Here is a 25,137-nt window from a genome sequence, read left to right on the forward strand (position 1 = left end):
ATGTGATTTTGTAATTATATTCTTTAAATAAAAGTTCTGATGAGCTGTTATAACAATTACTGAGCCTGGTACAGATGCATTTCGTCCAGCCCGTAGTCAAAAAGATGGTACTGCTTACCCGGAGGCCAGGCAGCCACATTGTTCCAGCTGTCCGGGCCTGTATAGCCCTGCCGGTACGCGTTGTAATGGGGCCCCAGCAGGTTGCGCAGGCTTCCTACTACTTTAATTTCTATGTTGTTATTTCCTTTTTTCATAAATTTTGAAACGTCGATCATATAGGGCTCAGCATATATGATCCCTGCCTGCTGCCCGTTGACCTTTACTGCTGCCAGCGAGGCTTTTAAGGAATCCACTTGTATGAAATACCGGCCACCGGTAGTTGTTAATGTATATTCTTTTTTGTAAATGATTGAATGGCCATACATGGGTAATCCCTGTTTGCGCCAGCTTCCGGTACCCATTGATTCCGGGGAGGCGATCTTCCAGCCTTTTGCGGCGCTCTCCAGGTTATAATCACCCAACAGGAACAACGGACCTATTGCTGCATAGATGCTCATCGGGTCAATGGTTAGTGACAGGGTGTTGATGCCGTCTCTGAGGTAAGGCCCCACTTCAAGAACGGTAAAGGCACGGTCAAGCCACCAGTTGCTGCCGGGCATGATCTTATGGCCATTGATCCGGATGGCACTCCACAGGTGCCCCTGTTCAATGACCGCCCTGAAGTTTTTAGCGTTTACGCCATTATTGATGGAAAAATGATAGGACACGGTAAAACCGGATCCTGCTGAAAAAGTATCCCGTTGTACAAACCCGGTTCTGAATTGCATCTGATGGTCCCATGGATCGCCGGAAAAGCCGTTCTCCGTGAATACCCACTGAGTGGCAGCTTTTACGTGCAGCCCTTTTTTTTCTTTTCCGTGTATCTGCACATCGCAAAAGTCAATCATCATTGTATTCTCGCGCGGGCGTTCTACTTTTACAGTGCTTCCGGTGAGTTCCGTTTTGTTTATTACAGGCTGATAGTTGCCGGTAACCTTTTGCGCACGGTCTGCAATAAAAAATAAAGCGCTTCCGGCGGGTGGAACATTAAAATCAAACAGCGTATATTCCCCGTTTCCGGATCGCGGGTAGCCGGATATGGCTCCGGTTTCAGCATTCATCATCAGCACCTGTTTCTTTCCTTTTACCGTAACCTTTCCTCCGGCATATTGTGTAAGATTGGCATTGGATAAGAACAGTAATTGCCCGCCGCTGACCATGCGCCGGTGGTGGTACAGGCTGCCGTTTTGCGGAGCAGGCGTGTTCAATGTAATCTTCAGATCCACTGGCAGAAATATGTCCTTTATAACGGCATCAGTGAGCTCAGCAGGGTAACGCATACCCTGATGAGCTACAGAAAGGGAATCGCTCAGGTTGATCAATTGACCATCGCATCGCTCTATCTTTTCAAACAGTATCAACTTTCCGCCGTTTGCAACAAATTTTTTCAGAAGAAGCAAGGTTTGCCTGTTGATGTTTTCCATGCCGGGCGGGATCACAACGGTATGATAGGAGGCAGCACCTATCCGGAATAAATGGTGCTCCACGGTTCCATGATCCCTGATAATATTTTCGGAACCGAGATCATACTCGGCCTGTGCCTTTTCCAGGCGGGTAAGAAATGCCTGGAATCTGTTTCCGATGTCATAGAACCGGCTGTTCTTTTGGTTGTGCGTCTGGTACATCCAGGCAGTGGTGGCTGGTTCGATGATTAAAACGTGGTTCTTTTGTACTCCTCTGGAAAGGGCATAGGATAGCCGCGCGAAATATTCATTTAGGAGTTTGTAATAAGGCCACCAGGAGTTTTGATAGGAGAAGGTGGTTGGATAATCATATTTCCGGGCGCCCACCATGCTCATCCATGATAAGTGCTGGTTCATAAAGTTTACGCCCAATGCATATTCCCAGTCACCTAACCGCTTCATGTCTTTAAATGTCATATCCCATCCTGCACCTCCATAGGTTTCACACAGCGTGCGCTGTTTTCCCAGCTGATTGGCTACGCTGGCCAGCTCCTTTACTGAACGGATATTGCCAAACTGTGCATTAGGACTGGTTTCATTAAACTGGTTGAACAGCATATCAATGCCTGGCTGATCATGCCAGGCATACATCGCCATATTATCCGGCCCTTCACCGGCGTCCGGCCAGCCATGTTCCCAATAATGACCGGTCCATTTTAAATGATTCTTTTGCGTAAAGGAGTGCATTGGCTTAGACCACCGGTCAATGAATAATTGCAGGAGGGTCTCCAGATAATTGTGCCGCACCTTTTTCCAGTCGCCCGTTTCCTCAAACAGGCAAGGCAGTTGCGGCACCAGATCATAACCCCATTTTTCTTTAAAGGAGCCAAACAGATCGGGTGTCCACCGGGTGGTTTGGCTGCCGTGTGTAGGAATGCCGGGCTCATCCGAAAAAATTCCCGGAACCGTATTGCCAAATGCATTGCCAAGGTATTTTTTATAACCACTGAAAGTGATATCAATGAATTTTTCGGTTACTCCCTTTACCATAAGATCCACCAGCGGATAGTCCGGCGGCCCTACCATCCCTGCCTGTTTGGCATATGCCAGCTTACGGAACAGGTAGTAATCTCCTTTGGTATGCCGGTAGCGATCCCTGCTATGCGTAATATCTGAAAACTGCGCTCCGTTTTTTTTCAGGCAGATAAAGAATGAGTCAGCACTGGCAGGAATGGTGTCGCAACGGAACAGTTGGAGCATCTGCCCCTGGTTATAGGACTCGGGCATTTGATCGGGAACAAGTCCTCCGGCAAACCCTGATGGATAGGAGCTTTCATCGTAAATCCACACATTCATGTCTAATGCAGCCGCTTTTTGTACGGTATGCTGATAGAGCAACAGCCAGTCTTTTCCCAGATACTCTGTTATAAGACCCGGCCGCGGGTGTATGAATACGCCTCCAAAAGCGTTGGCTTTAAATTCCTGCAGCATGGAGTCGATCAGTCCGGTTGTAACCCTGGTATTCCAGACCCATAACGGTGCGGTTTGATATTCCTTATCAGGATTTAAAAAACTGGCGCGGATAGCTGAAAAAGAATCGTATTGGCTGCTGTGAACTTTATTTTGCGTATAAGAAGGACTGAAAAAGAATAGGCCACAATAGAACAGCAGCATAGGAATGCCGCCGCATTGTTGTATTTTTTTTAGTATTTTTTTTATCATGTCTTCATTTAATTGGCAGTGCCACGCTTTATATATTTTAGTATCGGATAAAAAGGTATAAGCAGCAGCCCCTTCTTGTTATGCCGGGAAAATTGTATTATACGGCTATCGCGGCAAATGAATATACGATTTAATTTAGAGTGTTGCTGATCTGTAAAAAAGGGTACGGGAGTTTTTTACTATCAGATACCTGACGGAACTTAGTCTGCCTGTATAATGCTTACAGCAAAAGGGGTCAATGTAATTTGTGTATTGTTCAGCTTTTTTTCTGATGGAGGATTGTCGCCCGTATGCATATCAACTGTATAAATTGCCCGGTACTTAGCGGTATCCGGCAGCTCAAGCATTGTTTCTGCAGCGCGCGTATTGATCAGTAAAATACGGCGCCCTTTTGAAGTCTGATAGGCTTGTGCTACTATACCATCTGGTTGCCGGGGCATAAACGAGGTGGCAACCAGTTGATCGCCTTTGCCCAGATGGTCGTGAATGAGCTTTAATACCCAGTAACGTGCATTTGGATTTCCGGTTTGCCAGTTCATCATGCTTACATCCGGAAATTGAGTAGGATAGCCCACCAGCTGTGATTCCCCTGCAACATCAATTCCTGTTTTTGTCAGGTTTAGGAACAGATAGGCATACAGGGCGCCCGAAAGGTTCCAGTAGGCTGCAGGAATTGGTTGAGTGATTTGAGGGGAACGGAGAATGCTCCCGATTTCATTGATGGTGGTAAACACCTGCGGTGCTAATCTTTTCCGGATGTTTTCGATATATCTTACTTTATCCAGAAAAGCATCTGCTTTCTCAAAGAAGGGATACTGGTAGCTGTTTACGTCCTGGTCCGGGAAAGAGGGGGTAGAGTAGTGATGATATGAAATACCTTCGGGGATGACACCGTATTGATGATTGGCGGGATTCAGAAAATATTCAAAATAAGCAGGGTTGCTTACATGCGCCAGGGACAGCCCGATGAACCTGGTATCAGGGGCTATCTTTTTCAGGGCGCTGACAATTTTATCATAGATACGGGTATATAGCTCAGGTGAGATGTGGTGTTCAAGATCCGGTTCATTGAGCACTTCCCAATACGGGATCTTATAAAAATGCGTCGATTGATGAAATTTTCCCAGCTCGTCAGTAAACCCGCCTTTGGTGTACCAACTGAACAGCCGCACATAATAGTCGGCAATTTCCTGTCCGGAACTGTCTCTTAATGTCTGCCCCTGGTTATAGTCCCAGAATACCTGGTAGGGGTTTTCCGGGTACACTACCGGTTTTTCGGTTTTCCACATCCAGGCAGGTGTTGTACTGAAATTGATCACTACGGAATGTCCTTCTGTAGCGCTCATGATTGCTTCCATGGTGCTGTCGAGATAAGTAAAATCCCAGAATGTATGTTCTTTGGTTGGAGGTTTCAGCTCTGCAACAGCCATTTTGGGATAAGGAAACCAGGGCACATACCGGACAAAATCAGCACCCAGATCTTTTAATGCGTTAAAGGTCTGCCTGTGAATGGGAGAGCCGGGCCTGACCATTGGGTTTTCCACTACCTGTAATGTGGAGATCGTTTTTGATGTACCTGTTGTTTTATTCCATTGTACCTGTAATACAGCCGGATGCTTTTGTGCAGCGGACCGGAGACAACATGTGGCAGCTGTTAATACAAAGAATAGCTGTTTGGTAAAATACATACTATTTGTTTTAATGATTTTAATAGCCGGGGTTTTGTACAAGATCCTTGTTAATGATCCGCTCATCATTGGGGATAGGGTAGAGGGCTTTGTACGGTTCGAATTGGTAGTCATTTGTTGCAAAAGGAATTCCCTGCCTGCTGGCTGTTGGATTTGCCCGCTCCCGTGCGCCATAGGCCTCCAGGAATGTGGCTAAATCATCAGCAGTCATTGTGCGCTTCAGATCAAACCACCGCCAGTTTTCAAAAGCGAGCTCTATCCTTCTTTCATGCATAATTTTAGCCCGGAATGCATTTTTATCCAACCCGGCTAATGGAGCAAGACCTGCCCGTTGGCGCACCTCGTTCACATAACTATAAGCGTCTCCGGTGGGTCCTTCTGTTTCATTTATAGCTTCAGCAAGCATCAGCAATACATCAGCATAACGCAATACCGGCCAGTTATCATCAGTACGACCGTATATGGAGTGTGTGTGCTGATATTTTTTGATGTAGGGAACCACTTTTTTAGTAACAGTGCTTACAAAATCTAATCCGATGGAAGCCGCTTTTCGTTTATCATTTGCTTCATAGTCATCGATCAGATCATTGGTAGGAATATTCCAGCCAGACGGAACGCTTTGGCTAAACCCGGTTACCGCTCCTCCGGAGAGCCGCGGTGCAAATGTGTAGATAAAATTGCTCCATTTTCCTAAATCATCTGAGCTGGACTTGTATTGGATCTCAAATATAGACTCAGGGCCATTCTTCTTTTTGGGATCATAGTTGTCTGCGTAATCGGGCACCAGGCTATAGCCCAATGATAGTATTTGTGTTAATGTGGCAACGGCTTCCTGATATTTTTTTCTGGTAAGATATGTTTTTCCCAATAAGGTAAGGGCCGCTCCTTTGGTAATCCGTCCTAATTCTATATTTTCTTTATTGGGCAGATCACTGACAGCAGCTTGAAGGTCGCTCTCAATCTGAGCGTATATGCTATCCTGTGGTTTTCTTATATAAGACCAGGCTTCTTCAGGTTTGTCTGTAGGCAATGGTTGCGTTATCAGAATCACATCGCCAAAATACTGCACCAGCTCAAAATATATATAGGCGCGTATAAATTTTAATTGTCCTTCGTCCAGCTTTCTCAGCGAATCGGTTAAGTCTGCCTGCTGCATTTTAAACAGGGTATTATTAACGTTGTAAATGATGCGATAATCTAATTTATAAAGGTCATTAATATTTGGATTATTAGCGGTATAGGTCCAGGTGTCATAGGATTCAATTTTATCTGCCTGGCCGCGATCGCTCGGGTTAAAATCAAAAGTGGTATTATCGGTAACCATTTCATTAAATAACCATTGGTTATTGGCTACAGATTGTAACAGGCCGTAGCATCCGTTTATGGCTTGCACTACTTCGTTCTGATCTTTGTAGAAAAGATCCTGATTGATTTTTGTAGGATCTGTTTTTTCCAGATAATTTTTTCTGCAGGCGCATACAAACAGAAGAACGGCTATAACTATATATAATTTTGAAATTCTATTCATTTTACAGAGTTTTAAAAGTTTAGCTTCAATCCGAGTGTAAAGGTTCTTGAAATGGGGTAGGTCTCATCATCAACCCCGGGGTAGATGCCTCCTCCCGTTACTGACGCTTCAGGATTTGAGCCCGGATATTTTGTGAATAACAGGAAATTGTCAATGCTCCCATACAACCGGAATGTTTTGAAAAAGAAATCAGATTTTTTGAAGGTATAGCCAAGGCTTATATTTTTAAGCCAGATGTAATCTCCTTTATAAACGTACCGGGAATTGGACTCCCGCTGCCACTTATAATTCAGCGTGCCTGCATATTTTCCGTTGCCCGGGTTTTGTTCGGAGCGCCACCGGTAGTTTGCTTCTTCTGATACATTAAATACACCATCCATATTCATAGTAGACTTTTCAATTTCGCGGTAAACATCAAAACCAGTGGCCCCGTTTAATAAAATATTTAAATCGAAATTCCTGTAATCGCCGCCAAGCGTAACACCAAATGTCATTTTTGGCCATGGATTGCCGATCTCTACCATATCATCTGTGCCATAGGAGATGACGCCGTCGCCGTTAGCATCATAATATTTATAAACGCCGGGTACGGCGCCATCCTGTGTGGGCGAATTTTTAATTTCCTGGTCATTATTAAAGATCCCCAGTACTTTATAGCCATAAAACATTCCGATAGGTCTGCCGATCCTGGATATACTGTATGCTCCATAAAATGTACCATTCAGTATCTGGTCATTCTGCCCCCGGATTTCCAGTACTTTGTTCTGGTTCATAGAAACGTTGAGATTGGTATGCAGTCCTACCTGACCAATGGTGGTATTATAAGAGGTAATAAATTCCACCCCGGTATTTTGTACTTTGCCAATGTTATCAAGGTAAGATGTAAACCCGGAAATAGCAGGTATCTGTACGGGCAGCAGCATGTCGGAAGTTACTTTTTTATAATACTCTGCTGTAAAAGTGAGCTTATTATTAAATGCTGCCAGGTCCAGACCTATATCCAACTGCTTGGAAGTTTCCCATCCCAGATTGGGATTTGCCAAACCATCTACAATAAACCCTCTTACCAATGATCCGTCCCCGCTTCCCAGTATATAATCGCTCTTGGTCATCATTGACAAACTGGAATAATTCCCGATATTATTATTTCCGGTTATTCCCCAGCTTGCTCTCAGCTTCAGATCGCTTAACCAGGATATTTTAGGCATGAATTTTTCGTTAAGGAGCCGCCACCCCGCAGAAATTGCGGGAAAATTGCCATACCGATTGTGTTCTCCAAAGCGGGAGCTGCCTTCTCTTCTAAAGGTTGCTGATAATAAATATTTTTCATCAAAGACATAGTTAACACGCCCGAAAAAAGCATTAAGTCCCCAGCCATATTCTGTTGAAGAAGCAGATTTGATGGCCGCAGCATCTAAAAAAGGGGTGAGGTCGTTGGGATAATCAGATCCGGTTCCTGCCAGCCCCCGAACGGTTTCATTTTGTGCCGTATAGCCTGCTAACACATTTAACCGGCTTGCGCCAAAACTGTTATCATAAGACAATAGCTGATCTGCGGAGTAATTGACTGTACTATATGCATTATCACTTTCCGAAGCCAGGCGTGGCGGAGGTGCATTTTCACCTGCCAGTGTAGAAGGCGTGTATAGCTTTTGGGCGGAATAACGCAGGAGCGCATTCAATGAAGTCTTAAAGGTAAAATGTCTTAAAAATTTTGCCTCTGCAAACCCACTGGTTAGTATTTGGCCTACACGTACGACATTGAGCTGTTCCTTTAAGACCTGGACAGGATTGGGAAAACCAAAGATGCCATCATGGCCGCCTATGTATGTATTAAAGGTACCATCCTCATTATACACCGGCTCACGGGGATCCATCAGCAATGTGCTGCCGATAAGATTATCGCGCCCTTCTGTACTGGGGCCTAAATTATTGGTTGTATAAAACCCCGTTATATTTAATCCGGTCCGGATAAAATCATTGAGCTTTCCTTCAATATTGCTGTGGGCAGAAAACTGTTCAAAATCGGTGTTTTTTATAACTCCATCCTGTTTAAAATAGCTGACAGAGAATAACGACTTGGTATCACCCTGGCCATCGCTGTAGGTAAGGTTAACGTTTTTAAAAGGAGCATTATTATGAAGAATCTCATTAAACCAATTGGTAGAGATTTTTGTTTGCTCAGGATACCTGAAGTCTTCGGGGATCTCATCAATAGAGGGCTCCCGGTTCTCAAAATACCGTTTGCTGTCTACAAAAATATCTTTTTTGAACTGTGCAAATTCCTGCCCGTTCAATACTTTCGTGCGTCGGGATTCGGGAACAGTTTGTACGCCATAAGTTGCTGAGAAGTCGATTGATTTTCCTCCTGCTTTGGCGGCTTTTGTTGTGATCAGAACAACGCCGTTGGAGCCGCGTGCTCCATAAATAGCAGAAGATACAGCATCTTTTAAGATGGTAATGCTTCCGATGTCATTGGGACTAATGCCATAATCCATTGAATTTCCTATTGGAAATCCGTCAATCACATACAGGGGCTGACTACCGGCACCCAGGCTGCTCAACCCTCTTACCACTACTTCTAATTGCTGCCCCGGCCTGCCGGTGAGCTGTTTTACAGCCACTCCCGGTACCTGCCCAACAAGCAGCCGCTGTAAATTTGCAGCGGCAACATCTTTGGTAGCCTTTAGGTCAACGGTGGCAACAGAACCTGTTATATCTTTTTTTCTTTGTGTGCCATAACCCACTACCACCACTTCGCTCATATCCTGTGCTGCGGTCGTTTTTAATACCACATTTAAAGATTTGTTGTTTGTAACAGTTGCGGTTTGGGTTTCATAGCCAACATAAGAAATTTCCAGCTGAGATCCGGGAGCGGCGCTGATGGTGAAATTTCCGTGACTGTCTGTAAGCACTCCGGATGTACTGCCTTTTACCGTTACGGAGGCTCCTTCAATGGGCTGGGAAGTAGTGGCACTTGTTACTGTTCCAGAAATGTTCGTATTTTGGGCGGAGAGTAATAAACAACAACCGGTTGTAACAAGCCATAACAAAAGAACGGCACGCAATAATAAGGAAGCTCGTTTTAATTGAATAGACTGGTTCATGCTTCAGGGAGGTTTTTTTTAAATGACTGACTGGCAAAGCTTTTTTGAACGTGTTACAAAAGTCCTGTGTGTTACAATCAAAGTCAATATCAAAAATGATTTTTCATCTGTACTTTTTGATAAATTTGAAGGCATATGAATAACTATTATAAGTACCTTCCGATCAGTAAAGTAGACAAGAGCTGGGGCTTATATGTGGTGAACGTTGGTTGTACCCGTATAGAAAAGGCGCAGGCATACCCGCCCTGCAATCATCCGTCTCATCATTATTTTAAATGGGATGAAGGCCGGATCTTTGATGAGTTTCAACTGATTTATATATTGAACGGAGAAGGGCTGTTTGAATCCAGGAGCTGTCCTCTTATACCTGTGAAGCCGGGCACGTTGCTAATGCTGTATCCTTTTGAATGGCATCGTTTTAAACCCAATGATGAAACGGGGTGGGAGGAATACTGGATCGGCTGTAAGGGAAACATCCTGCAAAATATTTATAATTATCATTTCTTTCCAAAGGAAGCGCCAACTTATCATCTCGGTGTCAATGAATCGATCATTAATTTATTTACCGATGTTATAGAACAAACACAATCAGAAAAAACGGGTTATCAGCAACTGGTATCCGGTATGCTGCTGCATTTGCTTGGAAAGCTGTTTGCATTGTCCAAACAGATCCGGTTTGATAAAAAGAATAAGCATGAGGAAGTGATCAACCAGGCAATGTCCATAATGCACTCGAATATCAATTCCTGTATATCATTTGAAAAGCTGGCTGGTGATTTTTGCGTTAGTTACTCCCTGTTTCGTAAAGAGTTCAAGCTCTACACGGGAATGTCTCCGCACCAGTATTTTATTCAGCTGAAGCTGAATAAGGCAAAAATGAAATTATTGCATTCCGATGCCTCGGTAAAGCAGATCGCAGACGAGCTGGGCTTTGAATCGGCCTATGCTTTCTCTAAAATTTTTAAGGCGAAAATGGGCTGTTCCCCCAACCATTATAAAAAAAGATTTCTTTTATAAAGCGTTATTCTTTACCGGTCATTTTGACCACACCAGTGTTACAGGCCCCAGCAGTCCTGAGCTGATCAGCGGATCGTCTTTTTTATAAGGGTTGAACGTGGTAAAAGTATATCGTTTACCTGTTCTTGGTTTTTGATCAAGCAGCCATGCCGGCCAATTACCATTTATAACTCCATCGTCAGGAAACTGCTGATCACCAATAAGCCGGTTGACCCAGAGATTGGCAACACTGATCTCCAGCTGGTTGTTTTTTTTACGCAGCCATTTGCTGATATCAACGCTCCATGGCGCGGTCCATAACACTCCCAGATCATGACCGTTTAATTTTATGCTTGCCAGTTGCTGAACAGTGCCAAGATCCAGATATATATTGCTGTTCTTACCCGGCATGGAAGGCGCATCAAATGTTTTCCGGTAAACAGCGGTTCCGGAATAATATTTTATCCCTTCATTACTGTTGAGCTTCCAGTCAGAGAGCTGGTTAAAGGTAATTTGTGAAGGGCCGCCCCATTTAGGATCGAAGGAAACGTTCCAGCTTCCCTTCAATGTGTCCCGGTGCTGTACAATAGCCGTTGCCACAGTACCGGGTATCTCCTTTGCTGCTGCATCTGTAAAAATGATGAAATAGCTTTGCCAGGGAGCAAAGGAAAGCGACAGGGATATTTGTTGTTGTTGTTTAACAGGGTTTATGAGCCGGAAAGTGCCGTTAACAGGGTTCCATAGCTCTGCTTTTTTTCCGGATGCCCGGAAATGGCATTCAGCAGTGAACGCCTGATCTTTTGTATTGGATACAAAAAATATGGTTGCTCCGGGCAGGCTTCGCTGTGTATAACGCAAGGGCTGATCACTGCCGAAATTTTCGTTAATTCCCCTGGCTTTCAGTATGCCTGCCAGGATATCATATGAGCAGTACAGGTGATCCATCTGTTGTTTCAGAATGCTGCCCCATATAATATTGCCCTTTCCATATTTTCGGGTAGCCATATCGGTTGCCTGTAATAGAGGCCCCCACAATGCGGCTGTCATTTTTTTTACCCGGGTCTCACTTACCGGATAGCCTGACAGACCAGGTGCTGTTACTGGTGGCGGGCCTATAACAGTGGCCCCGTCCTTTACCAGCAGCATTATTTTTTGTAAAAGCCGGGGCGACATTGCAGGGTAATCAGGCAATACCAGCAGCTCATATGCTGCGCCCCCGGGAAAACAGATTTTCCCGTTCTTTACTACTGCTTTTTCAATGAGGGTGGGCGGGCAGGCATCAAAATTATAACCTTTACGGTCCCGCAACAGGGAGTCGCCTGATAAGGCAGAAACAGGTGCTTCAAAAACAAAAGGAGCCTCTTCAGGCGTCAGGTAAAGAATATCTGCAACTGCATTGCCCTGCTGCAACAGGTAGGAACATCTGGCAACGTATTGATGATACGCGCGCACCATCGGCCACCAGGTTTGATTCCGATCCCAGTGTATGCCGTATGGCCCCATCGTCATACCAGGTTTCAGTGTGTCTGGCAATATCTGGCTCTGGAACGTATGATAAAAAAAACGGTTGATTCCCGTGGCAAAGGCCCAATCGCCCTGGTTTTTTAAAGAACCGGGATATTGTTTCCATGCTTCATTGTTTTGTGCTGTAAACGCCTCTGCTGCCACCCGGGCCTTTCCCTGAACGTGTGCAATAGAAGTAGCTTCTATACAGCTGAATTGTGTATTAAAACCATACCCCCGGCTCCAGAACTCGCACATCGGAATATCTGCCACGCTTCCCAGCTCAAGATCCCCTGCAGGATTCATATCGTAAGGCTCAATGGAAAGCCCCAACCCGTTTCTGTGCGCATAAGACTTTACAAAGCCTGCATGCTGCTCCAGCACCAGCTCCTGCGCTGTTTTGCGGAGGTCCCATAAAAAGCGCTCACTAATAGCATTGTTTACTACAATTTTTCCAGCATATACAGGGTAAAAAGGGAGGGGGTCATAGCCTCTTTTTTTTATAAACGCAGTTCTGAAATTTTCCGTCCAGTTCTGTGCGCCCATTTCCCAGCTGTCAATATGCAGGTTCTCAAGGCCGCCTTTTTTCTTTTGATGTTTCCATTCAATTGTTTTAAGGATCTTACCTGTATAATGATCCAGATGATCCTGTAATGCTGTACTGTCAAACTTATCCGCTTCAAATCCCAGGCCTGGCAAGGGTGCAGGGCGCGTTACGGCGCCGTTATTGCGCACCCCAAAACGCATCACGGTCCATTTCCCCGTCTTTGGTTTCCACGCAAGGGTACCGTTTTTTCTAAGTTGTTTTGTAAGATCAATAATTGAAGCTTTTGGAATACCCGGCTTGGCGGATGAGGAGGATATTATTGCCTCGGGAGCATAATAAGGCTTTACATTATTGGCGGAGCTGAAAGGTGCACGGTAATAAAGCGCCTTATTATAAATATCATCAATGGACGTGTTTTCCGCAGGAGATGGAAAAGCCAGTACGGCAACATCCCTGTAAAATGAATCCCTTTCCTGCTTTAGCCTGGGCGTTAGTGCCTCTTCTCCAAAAAACGGTTTCACAGGAGCGGGAACGGGTAAGGTAACGGATCCTTTAGCTGTGGCATCCAGCTCTACAGAAGAATAGACAAGGTGCTGCATGGACTGACCGGGTTTTACCCATGGACCACCGCTTCCTGCCCATCCGGGCCCGATGCCTAAGGTAATATCTATGCCAAGTAATGTGGCTTCTTGCTCTATTACTTTAAAGAGCGCCAGCCACTGGTCGCTCAGAAAGTCTATTTTTCCTCGTGGAACGCCTACATTTACTTCTAAAAAAATAACGTGGGAAATCCCTGCCTCTTTCATGGCGTGCAGGTCTTTCTTCACACCATCCGCTGTTAAATTGCCGTCCATAAAATACCAGTACACACCGGGCTTATAGGAGTCGGGCGGATTTTTGAACTGTGTTCTTAATTGATTAAGAGCAGGCCCTGTTTGCTGCGCATTGGCAGGAAGGCAAAGACAGCCCGCAAAGATCCAGCGCATGATAAGTGAAACGTTCCTGAACATAGCAATCGTCTTTAATAAATTCAATGGCGGAATTATGGGGGTAAGATAGTATATCTGGAAAGACTTACTATCATGCACTGTCATGCTGGTATGCATAGGTGGCTCACTTTCCTGGCATGACGGTACATGACAGCTGATCGGGAATGATGCTCTATATTCACCGGCAATATAAACAGGGTTTCTGAAAGGCGGATTAACCGCTTCTGTTAACCAAAGTTTTTTGATGATAACAATGCTTTGCTATGTTGCGAAAACTCTTTTTAAGTGGATGTGCACTGGCCGGTGTGTTTTGTGGTACTGCGCAGCAGGCTACTGCAACGCTTGCGTTTAAAAACCCGCCTCTTATATACCGGCCGGGCTGTTACTACTACTGGATCAGCGATAATATTTCGAAAAAAGGAATTGAAAAAGACATCCGTGCCATGGCAGATGCAGGTATTGGCAGGGCCTTTATAGGAAATGTGGGATTTCCGGAAAGCGAACTGTCTTTAAAGCAGGGCAGCGCAAAATTATTTTCAGACAATTGGTGGGAAGCCACAATTGCAGCTGTAAAAGCCGGTGCCAAAAATGGTGTGGACATTGGGTTTTTTAACGGGCCCGGATGGAGCCAGAGCGGCGGGCCGTGGATCAGCGAGCAGCAAAGCATGCGTTACCTGGATGCGCAGGAAATCATTGTGGACGGGCCGGGCGTTGTAACAAAAGAATTTCCATCAATACCTTTTTTTCAGCAGGTAGCTGTGATGGCGTTTCCACAACCGGCTTATGAAGGGCAGGAACTGTCAAAAGTATTGAGTGAAGTAAGTAGTAATGTTGATCATATAGCTATACACCATGCATTTGACGGAGATACAACGACGGCGGTTGATTTCCCCGCAAAAATAGAAACACCGGTGTATATTGACATTAAAACAAATCAGCCGTTTACTGCAAGATCGCTGACCCTGTACGCACCGGGAAGGTCTTTTTTTGCGGATGTGCTGTTACAGGTGAAAACCACAGCCGGATACGAAACGGTAAAGTCCTTTTCTTATGACCGCACCAACACGGCTCTGAATGTGGGTTTCCGCCCCTGGGCACCGGTAGTGGTCACATTTCCTGAACAACGCGCAATGGCTTATCGTCTTGTATTGGACCACATAAGAGGAACGGCAGGTTTTTCTGAGATCCGGCTAATGGGTGCTGCAGGCATGGAGCGTATTGAAGAAAAACAGCTTGCAAAAATGTACCAGACCCCGTTGCCGTTGTGGAACGAATATCAATGGGAGCCTCAGTCTCCGGTAACGGATAAGAAGGCAATCGTTGATCCGGCCGGGATAACAGATCTTACCAGCATGGTATCTTCATCAGGGAAATTAAGCTGGAAGGCACCTCCCGGTAAATGGGTGATTCTGCGTTTTGGAATGCTGCCCACCGGTGTTACCAATGCGCCGGCCACGCCGGAGGGAAGAGGATACGATGTAGATAAAATGAACCGTGCGGCTGTTACGGCACACTTTAATGCTTTTATAGGAAAGATCCGGAGCCGCATTCCGCAGGAAGATCAGAAAGCGTTTAAGTATGTGGTTGCCGACAGCTATGAGACCGGCTCCCAAAACTGGACGGACGGCTTTGCTGCATCATTCAAAAAGAAATATGGCTATGATCCTTTAAAATGGCTGCCGGTGCTTACAGGAAGGGTTGTGGGCAGCAGGGAACAAAGCGACCGTTTTTTATGGGATGTACGGCGGCTGGTAGCTGATAAGGTGGCATATGATTATGTAGGCGGATTGCGGGATGCCTGCCATGGCCTGGGGTTGGGCCTGTGGCTGGAAAATTATGGCCATTGGGGGTTCCCTTCCGAATTCCTTATGTACGGCGGGCAGAGTGACGAGGTGGGCGGAGAATTCTGGGCAGAAGGCGATCTGGGTGGCATTGAATGCCGGGCTGCATCTTCTGCTGCACACATCTATGGTAAAACAAGTGTTTCAGGGGAATCGTTTACGGCAGGAGGGCAACCTTTTATGCGTTATCCGGCTTTATTAAAACAACGTGGCGACTGGTCGTTTACTGAAGGCATCAATAATACGATCTTTCATGTATATATACAACAGCCGGACGACCGGCTTCCGGGGATCAATGCCTGGTTTGGAACGGAATTTAACCGGCACAATACCTGGTTCAAACAGGGAAAAGCATTTATTCAATATATTCACCGTTGTAACTATATGCTGCAGCAGGGAAAGCCGGTAAATGATATAGCATATTTTATCGGGGAAGACGCACCAAAGATGACGGGGGTCACCGACCCGGCATTACCCAAAGGCTTCCAGTTTGATTATATAAATGCAGAAGTGATTGAGAAAAGGCTCAGTGTAAAAGACGGAAAGCTGGTATTGCCGGACGGAATGAGCTACCGTATGCTGGTGCTGCCGCGGCTGGAAACCATGCGGCCGGAGCTGTTGCAGAAGATCACTGATCTTGTAAAAGCAGGAGCCGTTGTATTAGGCCCCGCTCCTTTGCGGTCTCCAAGCCTGCAGAATTTTCCTGCCGCAGATCGCCGTGTGCAGGCACTGTCCGGAGCGCTTTGGGCAAACGCCGATGGAGTGCATAAAAAGATCGCTGCGTTTGGCAAAGGAACGGTTATGAACGGTCTTACCGTGCAGGAAGCATTAAAAGCAATCCGGGTAATACCTGATTTTGTCAGCAACACCTCTCATAAGATCGCTTATACACATCGTTCCATGACCGGTAAAGAGATCTATTTTATCAGTAACCAGGCAGACACGCTGGTTGATTTTACTCCTCTGTTCCGGGAAGGTAGGGGGCAGCCTTATTTTTATGATGCCGTAACCGGCGAACAGCAAAAGCTCACAGATTATACCCAACTGCCTCAGGGTATGAAGATCCCGTTGCGGTTGGATGTGCATCAGAGCGGTTTTGTGGTTTTTCACAAAAATGAAACATTGCCACCTGCCACCGGCAAAAATTTTCCGCTGCCCTATGAAACCCTGATCTTAAAGAATCCATGGACGGTTACGTTTGATACCAGCTATCGGGGACCATTGCAACCGGTGGTATTTGAACAATTGCAGGATTGGAGCATGCATCCGGATGAAAGGATCAGAAACTATTCAGGCACGGCTGTTTATAAAACAACTTTCCGCGTGGACCCTAAGCCGGGAGAAAAGGTATTGCTGAATCTGAATAAAGTAGTGGCCATGGCTACGGTGCGGCTGAATGGGGAAGACCTTGGCACCGTTTGGACGGCGCCGTATAAAGTAGATGCCACAGCTGCATTGGTTAAAGGCGAAAATAAACTGGAAATAGAAGTGGTGAATACCTGGGTGAACCGTATGATTGGCGACAGTAAGCTGCCGGAACAGGAACGGCGTACCTGGAGCAATATAAACCCTTACAAACCGGAATCGCCGTATATGTCATCCGGGCTGCTGGGGCCGGTACAACTGGAAATGGTTCGCTAAAACAGGAATACGCCGGTCAGGACGGAGAAGAAAGTATCTTTAAAAATTGCTCCAGCCCCTTTCTTTTTTCATTATCCAGTGTATAGCTCAGATCCTGCGAATAATATTTATTGAGGTCATAAATGCCTTCCGGAATTTGAGCGATCACTTCCTCCAGGTGGCTTAGCCCATAAGCATTAGCCTTGTCAAATTCTTTTATAAAGTCTTCCGGGAGTTTTTTGGTGCTGATCCATGCGGCAAAAACAAAAGGCAGGCCTGTGGCGGCCTTCCATTCACCGGCAAGGTCATAGATGTATTCAAATTTTGGGCGTTGCTGTAAAGCGCGATCGCCAATAACAAGACCTGCAGTGGTACCTTTTATGGCTTTCAGGTATGATTCATTTTGTGCGTCAATTATTTCGGGCTGTATCTTCCAGTGGTTTTTGATCAGCCATTTGCAGAGCGCAACAGAAGAACGGCTTTGATAGTCCAGATAAATCTTTTCTACCTGTTCCAGCGGAACCTGGCTGAACACACAAACAGAAGCCACATCCCCAATAGCTCCGATGCAATAGCTTCCGTTAATAAAATACTGCGGCAGTCTTTTGGTAATAGCCACCGGTACCAGTCCTACATCGATCTGGTCATTAATCAGCATTTCTGCCAGCCGTGCGGGCACATCTTCAATCAGTTCTATTTGCCGGTTAATGGGTGGGTGTTGTAATCCGTATAACAGGGGTCTTGTATTGAGGTAATTAATAATTCCTACTCTTATCTTTTCTTCCACGCTAAATCCTTTATTTTTGTGCAAAAATATAAATAAGTTGATAGTTCATGGCCAATAGTTCAATAGTTATTATTATGAATTGCAATGCAGGATGATCACAAAGTGCAGAAAGGATGCTATAGCATCTAACTATGAACCATGAACGATTAGCTATGAACCAGTATGCTATGTCTTTAACTTCCATTTCGCCTATCGATGGCCGCTATCATAAACAGGTACAACATTTACAGGAATATTACAGTGAATACGCTTTAATTAAATATCGAGTTATAGTAGAAATCGAATACCTGTTTTTCCTGGCAGAAAAAAAGTTTTTAAAGCTGTCCCCCAGTGCAAAAAAACACCTGCGCTCAGTTATAGAAAATTTCAGTACAGAACAGGCTGCCGCCATAAAGGAAATTGAGAAGATCACCAATCATGATGTGAAAGCGGTTGAATATTTTTTAAAAAATGAGCTGGAAAAAACAGATGCAGGTGATGCGAAGGAATGGGTCCATTTCGGGCTGACATCGCAGGATGTGAATAATACTGCCATCCCTCTGCTTTGGAAAAGCAGCATGGAGCAGGAACTGATGCCGGCTTTTGCAAACCTGCAATCCCATTTAAAAGAGCTGGCAAAAAAATGGAAGGAGATACCAATGCTGGCCAAAACACATGGGCAGCCGGCATCGCCCACAAAGCTGGGAAAAGAACTGATGGTTTTTGTAGAGCGGCTGGAAAACCAGATCCGGTTGTTTTCCTACATCCCGTATGCTGCAAAATTCGGCGGAGCTACTGGAAATTTTAATGCGCATCATGTAGCTTATCCAAAAACAGACTGGATCAGATTCGGAAATGAATTTGTTGATGAAGTTTTGGGCCTTCAGCGGATGCAGTATACCACGCAGATTGAGCATTATGACAACCTGGCTGCTCATTTTGACACCATCAAACGCATCAATACGATCCTGCTGGACCTTTGCAGGGATATATGGGCCTACATCAGTATGGAGTATTTTAAACAAAAAACAAAAGCCGGAGAAGTTGGCTCATCAGCGATGCCCCATAAGGTCAACCCGATCGATTTTGAGAACGCGGAAGGAAACCTGGGCATTGCCAATGCCTTGCTGGAGCACCTTTCTGCCAAACTACCGGTAAGCCGGTTGCAGCGCGATTTAACGGATAGTACCGTGCTCCGCAACATAGGTGTTCCGGTGGCGCATACTATTATTGCCATAAAAAGTATTGAAAAGGGGCTGGGCAAGCTGGTATTAAACGAGGTGAAAATAAAACAGGATCTGGACGGCAACTGGGCCGTTGTTGCCGAGGCCATTCAAACTATTTTGCGCAGGGAAAAATATCCCAATCCTTATGAAGCGCTGAAAGCGCTTACAAGAGGAAAGGAAGGAATTACAAAAGCAGCAATCCATGCGTTTATTAAGGGGTTGAAAATTCCGGCAGACTTAAAAAAGGAGCTGCGGCAGATCACTCCTTTTAACTACACGGGTGTAACAGCAAAATATTAAATACGGCCTTTGACGTTTTTACTGTTGATATGATACCAGGCCAGTTCTCTGAAACAGCCATTCAGCGTAATACAGGATTGTGCTAATCCTGCTGCGCCATACCCACTACAACCACTTCACCGGCCAGTGCTGCTTCTGTTTTCTGCTTCTTTTGTGCCTGCCGTTCGCTCTTTCGCATCTTCTTTGATTTTTTTCTTTTTTCTGTTGAAGTAACGGTTATGCCTCCCATCCGGCTGGTAAGGCATTCTGTAGGGCTCACTGATGGTACGGTGTCTGTTTTCTGCGGCGGGTCTGGCTTGGCTAAAACCTTACCCGTAAATTTTGTAACGGCAGCCGGTTGTAAAGCATCCGTTGAATGCTGCGCCTTCATCTGCTGCGATAGCGCAAAAATCAGGATGAATACAGCCGTCATTTTTTTTAGCACCGGCCATCCGGACTGTACGATATGCATTGTAGCGGTCTGAAGATCGGCATCGTATTCGGTGGTCAGTTGTTGATCCGTAAATCGCCCGCAAATTTTTTTGGATGCCTGTTCCGTAAGGAAAGTCACAATTTCCACGGGCGTCATACCGGTAAAATCAATAACGGTCTTGCAACAGGTTCCGCAAAAGCGGCCTTTTTCATTAGGAGTCATTTGGTCCCAGTGCTCATGGCAGGGCTTCGGAATACTGATTTTCATAAACTGCTTTTTAAGTAAGATGCAGCTTTAAAACAGATTACATAACCTGCATACAAATCTATTCTTCTTTTACCCTGGAAGGCGTGTCTTCACCGGAAATGATGGTTTTTGCACTAAGGCCGATCGACCGGATGATCTCCGTCATGTTGTCCAGATCCAGCGTTTCTATTTCATCACCAGGTTTATGATAATGCGGCTCATTATCCATTTTTGAAGTGGAAATGGTATGGGCAGGCACACCCAGTTTTGCCAGGGTGGCATTGTCTGACCGGTAAAACAGTTGCTGATCCGGGTAAGGGTCCGGGTAGAACTCAAACCCTGTGCCTTTCAGGTTTTTCTGGAGGATAGCACCGAGACCTGATTTTTCAAAACCGGTAATATAGGCGGAATTTTTTCCCCATTTGCTGTCCGTTCCGATCATTTCAATATTGAGCATGGCTGTAATTGCAGCCGGGTTCAGTTGCTTACTGAAATACTGCGAACCGAACCCACCGGATTCTTCGGCCGTAAACGTGGTAAAAATAATGGAGCGCTCATTATTTTTCAGTTTACCAAAATAATCCGCCAGCATAAGCACTGCTGTTGTTCCGGAAGCATCATCATTAGCGCCGTTATAAATAGAATCCCCGTTCTCCGGCTGCCCGATGCCGAGATGATCATAGTGCGCGGAGAAGATCACGTATTCCTCCTTTTTTGATCTTCCCGGAAGAATACCGGCTACATTTGCCAGCCGGCGTTCTTTTATGGTATGCGAAGCATTGATGGAGAAGGTCTTCATTGCCGGATTGCCCAAAATAAAGAGGGTAGAATAGTCTCTTTTGAAAAAAATCCTTTTAAATACGATCAGGCGTTTGAAGCTGGCTGCAAAAGAGGCGTCTACCAGCACGATCGTGTTTTTATTGTTATGCACCAATTCACTTGCCTTACGGAAAAAGTTCTCTCCGCTTTTAACAGATTCGATCTTATAACCTGATTGTTCCGTAACAGATAATTCAGGCGCTCCTGTAATTACGATGATATTGTCTTTGGGAACCTCTTTTTGATCAATGATGGCTGAAAGGTCTTTGAAAGCTGCGCTGTAAACAGAAAAGGATTGTAAAAAACTATCCCCTTTTAATGGTTGCAGGCCGCTTTTTTTAAAAGACTCCGCAATCATGGAGGCGGCTTTGTCTATTTCCGGTGAGAAAACGGCACGCCCTTTCATGGCATCGGAGGCCAGGAACTGAAGGGTGGTACGGGTTGTGGCGGGCGTTAATACATCTCCGGCTTTTTGAGCGGATGCAATGTCCGGGTAAAATACAAGCAGGAAAGCTGCCAGCGCTGAAATACGGATACGCATTATGTTTTGAAAGTAAGATAGGAAAAATTGCGTTCCTGTATCAAAACAATTCTTTGGGAGTTTCCCGGACGGGTTCCGTTTTATATTGAACAGCTTCGCCCCGGCTGGTCTGCTCCTTTTCCAGGAAGGCTTCCCGCTCTTTTTTTGCCGTTTTATGTTCGCCGGTATGGCTCCAGCCCGGGGGCATAATGCAATAAAGGAATTTGTTTTTTAACCCCGGCGCACGGTATACATCTTTTGCAAGGCAGATAATCTCTCCAAAATAGGCATCCAGTACATTATGCGGGCTCATCTGCCGGGTAATGCCATATTCAATCTTAAGATCATCCCGTTCCTCCTGGTAGGTTTTAAAAACCTTGTCCCAGATGTTCAGGAGATTGCAAAAGTTGGTATCCATATACAACGGATTTTTGGCATGGTGCACCCTGTGATGCGAAGGGGTAAGGATAAGCTTGTTCAAAAAACCAAGCCGGCCGTCTTTTAGCCCGTTTTCACCAATATGTATAAATGATCCCCAGAAACCATCAATGAACATGATGAAAAATAACAGCCCGGGGTTAACGCCTAACAAAATGCAGATTGAAGTGCGGATCACATCTGCATAGGGCGCTTCCAGGAAGAAATGCGCAAAGTTTACAAATAAGTTCATTTGCTGCGGAGCGTGATGCGTGGAATGCAGGCACCAGAGTATCCTAACCTTATGTGCGAGGAAGTGATAAATAAAATGAGAAAATTCCCAGATGATATACCCGTAGATGAGCCAGTACCAGGTAAAGGTGGTCGTGAACAGGGCATACTTTTCAAATAAACCGATACAGAATGCAACCGCAGCAATGGAAATGAACCTTGAAATGAACCGGTTCAGCACAAAAACCAGAAAGGGCATGCTGTAATCCTCAATTTTGAACCGCTTATATACAACGGCTCTGATAATTTCCAGTAAAAGCAGCAGCGGAATGATCGGGTAGATAATCTTCTGTATGCCCTGTAGTGTCGTTAAAGAGCTGTAATCATTTTTTTGAACCATTTCAATAATGCCGCTGATGCCGAAAAAACCGATTACTTCATTGTATAATGTCTCAAAGATATTCATAGCAATCCTTCTGAAAAATGAACAAACAATCCGGGCTTTTAAAGGTACATATTTATTTTCTAAAAAATTGCAACAATTGCCGGTTAGGATTTGTGTTGGCGCTTCAATTCATTATCCTTCTTCCTAACAACTTTTTGCAAAGGCTGTTATTTTCAATAAGCTACTGTTACTGCGCCTGTAGGCTGCAGATGGGGATGCTACAAATATAGACCTGTTTTTGATTGGCGATTTCTGTAGCTTTGTATTGAAGGTTTGAGGCTGACTGATAAGAAGAGGTGCCTGGTAAAGCCAGAATGATTTTTTCACAGGGGTCCTGAAATTTAAAAGTATGAATGAGTATTGTTCAACGGATGTCGTTGCTGATTTCAGTGAAATGCTGGAGACCTTATTCCGGAATAAAGAACGGGCTGCATTAATCGTGGATGATAACGGTTGGGAACGGGCAGAGGGGATTATAAAAGAACTGGATGTAAAAGAACCCGGGGGCACAATTGTGCTTGATAACGGGTTGTCCATTGCGGTTTCAAAGATTATTGCGGTTAACGGCACCTTTAAACTGGGAAGCGCCTGTTAAAGCGGGCAGGCTGTTCCGGAAAGCATTGAAAAATTTTCAATAAAAGCTTTTCTTTTTGAAAAATAGTGAAACCAGGTAATAGGCTGGATACATATGCTTAATTTTGCGCTTCAACTGATCTAAAATTTTTCTGATTAAGAATGGAAAGAGTCTATAATTTTTCGGCGGGGCCATGTGCTTTACCGGAAGCAGTATTGTTAAAAGCTCAGCAAGAGCTATTGAATTATAACCATACCGGCATGTCCGTAATGGAAATGAGCCATCGTTCTAAAGATTATATGGCTATTATAGAATCGGCTGAGCAGTTGTTCAGGGAACTGATGCAGGTACCGGACAATTATAAAGTGTTATTCCTTCAGGGCGGGGCATCCAGCCAGTTTGCAATGGTACCTTTAAATTTACTGAACCGGAATAATAAAGCCGATTATGTAAATACAGGTGTCTGGGCTACCAAGGCCATTAAAGAAGCCTCAAGATATGGGAAAATAAATGTGGTGGCCAGTTCTGAAGATAAAACCTTTAATTATATTCCAAAACTGGACCAGGCAGCATTTGACCCGGATGCGGATTATTTTCATATTACTACCAATAATACCATATACGGTACCCGGTATAATGAGCTGCCGGATACCGGTAATGTTCCATTGGTGGGCGACATGTCGTCCGACATCTTATCAAAATACTACGATGTAAAACGGTTTGGACTGATCTATGCCGGTGCACAGAAAAATATGGGCGCTGCCGGTGTTTGCGTGGTCATCGTAAGGGAAGACCTGCTGGGGAATGCTATGGATTTTACTCCTTCCATGATGAATTATAAGAATCATGCAGACAATGGCTCCATGTTTAACACACCGCCTACTTATGGTATTTACCTGTGCAAACTGGTGTATGAATGGTTAAAGGATCAGGGTGGGGTAGCAGCTATTGCAGAAGTGAATATTGAGAAAGCAAAATTGCTGTATGATTTTCTGGACAATTCAGCCCTGTTCAGTGGTACAGCAGCAAAGGAAGACCGCTCTATTATGAATGTTCCATTTATTACAAAAGAGCACAAGCTGGATGACCAGTTTCTGAAAGAAGCAGCCGCCAATGGATTTGTAAACCTGAAAGGGCACAGGACCACTGGGGGAATGCGCGCCAGCATTTATAATGCAACTCCCCTCTCTACCGTGCAGAAGCTGGTGGATTTTATGAAAAAATTTGAGGCCGGTAATAAATAGTCAGAACGCACTATAAAAGAAACCGCCTCCTATGCCGGGGCGGTTTGTTTTAAGGGCAAGCTATGTTTCCCGCAGAATACGCTGAAAGAACTAGTGATGTCGTGGTTTGTGTTTCACGAGCGGGACAATGATAGCGCTGCGAAAGTATTTCTGCATTCATCAGCGGAATAATGCCCGTGCAGAAGCTGGTGGATTTTATGAAGTCATTTGAGCAGGCAACGGATTAAAGAGGCTGTCGAAATGACGACTTTTGATACGCCCTCTTTATCATTTATATTTGCTTCATGTTGCACCCCCTGATTGCCACGGTACGTAGCTTTATTGACTTTCCCGATGCAGAAGCTGATCATTTCCTGTCCCTTTTTTCCAGGAAAAAGTATAAAAGGGGCGCAATGATGCTGGAAGAGGGCCGTGTTGCCCACGAAGTTTTTTTTATTATGAAGGGTGCGGCGCGGCAGTTTTTTTTAATGAAGAAGGGTTGGAGCGCACCTGCAATTTATCACTGGAACATGAGTTCATTACTGATCTGGAAAGCTTTTCCCGGCAATCACGGTCGGCATCATCCATCGCTGCGCTTGAACCTACTGAATGCCTGGTTATTTCCTGTGCAGACGTTGTGGCTGCGATGAGAGCCTCCGCGGCTACGGCAGAATTCTTCCGGATGTTGGTAGAAAACGTGGCAACTCAGAACATCAGAAGGACAAAGTCCCTGTTATCCCTTTCTCCGGAAAAGCAATTTATAGAACTGTTTCAGGAAAAGCCGGGATTATTGCAGCGGGTACCTCAGCGTTATATTGCCCAATACCTGGGTATTGCACCCGAAAGCCTCAGCCGGATCCGTAAACGGTTATTGACCACCCGGAAATCTTAACCCGGATCATCATTAAGGCCTGC

At 45.1% G+C, this 25,137-nt stretch carries 15 protein-coding genes; 6 read left to right on the top strand and 9 right to left on the bottom strand.

Annotated elements, in window-relative coordinates:
- Nucleotides 1-56 precede the first annotated feature (56 nt).
- The 4 genes from A8C56_RS07070 to A8C56_RS07085 all read right to left on the bottom strand — a co-directional run bounded on the left by A8C56_RS07070 (nt 57) and on the right by A8C56_RS07085 (nt 9,547).
- Nucleotides 57-3,224, bottom strand: a complete 3,168-nt coding sequence (locus A8C56_RS07070; protein WP_084490075.1) for a glycosyl hydrolase — start codon at nt 3,222-3,224, stop codon at nt 57-59.
- Nucleotides 3,225-3,424: 200 nt separating this feature from the next.
- Nucleotides 3,425-4,912, bottom strand: a complete 1,488-nt coding sequence (locus A8C56_RS07075; RefSeq protein WP_071609367.1) for a glycosyl hydrolase family 39 — start codon at nt 4,910-4,912, stop codon at nt 3,425-3,427.
- 19 nt (nt 4,913-4,931) lie between these two features.
- Complete coding sequence (locus tag A8C56_RS07080; RefSeq protein ID WP_067753833.1) at nt 4,932-6,440, bottom strand: RagB/SusD family nutrient uptake outer membrane protein; 1,509 nt, start codon at nt 6,438-6,440, stop codon at nt 4,932-4,934.
- Nucleotides 6,441-6,451: 11 nt separating this feature from the next.
- Nucleotides 6,452-9,547, bottom strand: coding sequence for a SusC/RagA family TonB-linked outer membrane protein (locus tag A8C56_RS07085; RefSeq protein WP_067753835.1), 3,096 nt, complete (start codon nt 9,545-9,547; stop codon nt 6,452-6,454).
- Nucleotides 9,548-9,682: 135 nt separating this feature from the next.
- Here A8C56_RS07085 and A8C56_RS07090 point away from each other — a divergent pair, with 135 nt between their 5' ends.
- Nucleotides 9,683-10,564 (top strand): AraC family transcriptional regulator, encoded by an 882-nt coding sequence (locus A8C56_RS07090; RefSeq protein ID WP_067753838.1) that lies wholly within the window; start codon nt 9,683-9,685, stop codon nt 10,562-10,564.
- A gap of 18 nt (nt 10,565-10,582) precedes the next feature.
- On the opposite strand, the gene A8C56_RS07095 is transcribed toward A8C56_RS07090, so the two are convergent.
- A complete protein-coding gene (locus A8C56_RS07095) occupies nt 10,583-13,603 on the bottom strand; it encodes a glycosyl hydrolase (protein ID WP_067753840.1) in 3,021 nt (1,006 codons plus the stop codon).
- 242 nt (nt 13,604-13,845) lie between these two features.
- Here A8C56_RS07095 and A8C56_RS07100 point away from each other — a divergent pair, with 242 nt between their 5' ends.
- On the top strand, nt 13,846-17,064 hold the full coding sequence (locus tag A8C56_RS07100) for a glycosyl hydrolase (protein WP_067753842.1): 3,219 nt from the start codon (nt 13,846-13,848) through the stop codon (nt 17,062-17,064).
- Between the two features lie 16 nt (nt 17,065-17,080).
- Here A8C56_RS07100 and A8C56_RS07105 read toward each other — a convergent pair whose 3' ends face one another.
- Complete coding sequence (locus A8C56_RS07105; protein WP_084490078.1) at nt 17,081-17,854, bottom strand: menaquinone biosynthetic enzyme MqnA/MqnD family protein; 774 nt, start codon at nt 17,852-17,854, stop codon at nt 17,081-17,083.
- Between the two features lie 107 nt (nt 17,855-17,961).
- Here A8C56_RS07105 and purB point away from each other — a divergent pair, with 107 nt between their 5' ends.
- A complete protein-coding gene (purB, locus tag A8C56_RS07110) occupies nt 17,962-19,335 on the top strand; it encodes an adenylosuccinate lyase (RefSeq protein WP_245645793.1) in 1,374 nt (457 codons plus the stop codon).
- 82 nt (nt 19,336-19,417) lie between these two features.
- Here purB and A8C56_RS07115 read toward each other — a convergent pair whose 3' ends face one another.
- From A8C56_RS07115 to A8C56_RS07125, 3 genes are read right to left on the bottom strand one after another with little or no spacing between them, the layout of a single operon-like run.
- Complete coding sequence (locus A8C56_RS07115; RefSeq protein WP_067753843.1) at nt 19,418-20,014, bottom strand: hypothetical protein; 597 nt, start codon at nt 20,012-20,014, stop codon at nt 19,418-19,420.
- A 58-nt stretch (nt 20,015-20,072) separates the two neighbouring features.
- Nucleotides 20,073-21,353 (bottom strand): M28 family peptidase, encoded by a 1,281-nt coding sequence (locus A8C56_RS07120; protein ID WP_084490080.1) that lies wholly within the window; start codon nt 21,351-21,353, stop codon nt 20,073-20,075.
- 40 nt (nt 21,354-21,393) lie between these two features.
- Nucleotides 21,394-22,446 (bottom strand): sterol desaturase family protein, encoded by a 1,053-nt coding sequence (locus A8C56_RS07125; RefSeq protein WP_067753849.1) that lies wholly within the window; start codon nt 22,444-22,446, stop codon nt 21,394-21,396.
- Nucleotides 22,447-22,774: 328 nt separating this feature from the next.
- Here A8C56_RS07125 and A8C56_RS07130 point away from each other — a divergent pair, with 328 nt between their 5' ends.
- The 3 genes from A8C56_RS07130 to A8C56_RS24380 all read left to right on the top strand — a co-directional run bounded on the left by A8C56_RS07130 (nt 22,775) and on the right by A8C56_RS24380 (nt 25,114).
- On the top strand, nt 22,775-23,020 hold the full coding sequence (locus tag A8C56_RS07130; protein WP_067753853.1) for a hypothetical protein: 246 nt from the start codon (nt 22,775-22,777) through the stop codon (nt 23,018-23,020).
- 140 nt (nt 23,021-23,160) lie between these two features.
- Nucleotides 23,161-24,243, top strand: a complete 1,083-nt coding sequence (gene serC / locus A8C56_RS07135; RefSeq protein WP_067753856.1) for a 3-phosphoserine/phosphohydroxythreonine transaminase — start codon at nt 23,161-23,163, stop codon at nt 24,241-24,243.
- Nucleotides 24,244-24,721: 478 nt separating this feature from the next.
- A complete protein-coding gene (locus A8C56_RS24380) occupies nt 24,722-25,114 on the top strand; it encodes a Crp/Fnr family transcriptional regulator (RefSeq protein ID WP_157097903.1) in 393 nt (130 codons plus the stop codon).
- Nucleotides 25,115-25,137: the final 23 nt, after the last annotated feature.

The sequence above is a fragment of the Niabella ginsenosidivorans genome (genome assembly GCF_001654455.1).
GTDB classification, from domain to species: Bacteria; Bacteroidota; Bacteroidia; order Chitinophagales; family Chitinophagaceae; genus Niabella; species Niabella ginsenosidivorans.

Bases quoted from the DNA above. Each gene is read 5' to 3' on its own strand.
- A8C56_RS07070 (WP_084490075.1), bottom strand. From the start codon at position 3,224: ATGATAAAAAAAATACTAAAAAAAATACAACAATGCGGCGGCATTCCT.
- A8C56_RS07075 (WP_071609367.1), bottom strand. From the start codon at position 4,912: ATGTATTTTACCAAACAGCTATTCTTTGTATTAACAGCTGCCACATGT.
- A8C56_RS07080 (WP_067753833.1), bottom strand. From the start codon at position 6,440: ATGAATAGAATTTCAAAATTATATATAGTTATAGCCGTTCTTCTGTTT.
- A8C56_RS07085 (WP_067753835.1), bottom strand. From the start codon at position 9,547: ATGAACCAGTCTATTCAATTAAAACGAGCTTCCTTATTATTGCGTGCC.
- A8C56_RS07090 (WP_067753838.1), top strand. From the start codon at position 9,683: ATGAATAACTATTATAAGTACCTTCCGATCAGTAAAGTAGACAAGAGC.
- A8C56_RS07095 (WP_067753840.1), bottom strand. From the start codon at position 13,603: ATGTTCAGGAACGTTTCACTTATCATGCGCTGGATCTTTGCGGGCTGT.
- A8C56_RS07100 (WP_067753842.1), top strand. From the start codon at position 13,846: ATGTTGCGAAAACTCTTTTTAAGTGGATGTGCACTGGCCGGTGTGTTT.
- purB (WP_245645793.1), top strand. From the start codon at position 17,962: ATGAACCATGAACGATTAGCTATGAACCAGTATGCTATGTCTTTAACT.
- A8C56_RS07115 (WP_067753843.1), bottom strand. From the start codon at position 20,014: ATGAAAATCAGTATTCCGAAGCCCTGCCATGAGCACTGGGACCAAATG.
- A8C56_RS07120 (WP_084490080.1), bottom strand. From the start codon at position 21,353: ATGCGTATCCGTATTTCAGCGCTGGCAGCTTTCCTGCTTGTATTTTAC.
- A8C56_RS07125 (WP_067753849.1), bottom strand. From the start codon at position 22,446: ATGAATATCTTTGAGACATTATACAATGAAGTAATCGGTTTTTTCGGC.
- A8C56_RS07130 (WP_067753853.1), top strand. From the start codon at position 22,775: ATGAATGAGTATTGTTCAACGGATGTCGTTGCTGATTTCAGTGAAATG.
- serC (WP_067753856.1), top strand. From the start codon at position 23,161: ATGGAAAGAGTCTATAATTTTTCGGCGGGGCCATGTGCTTTACCGGAA.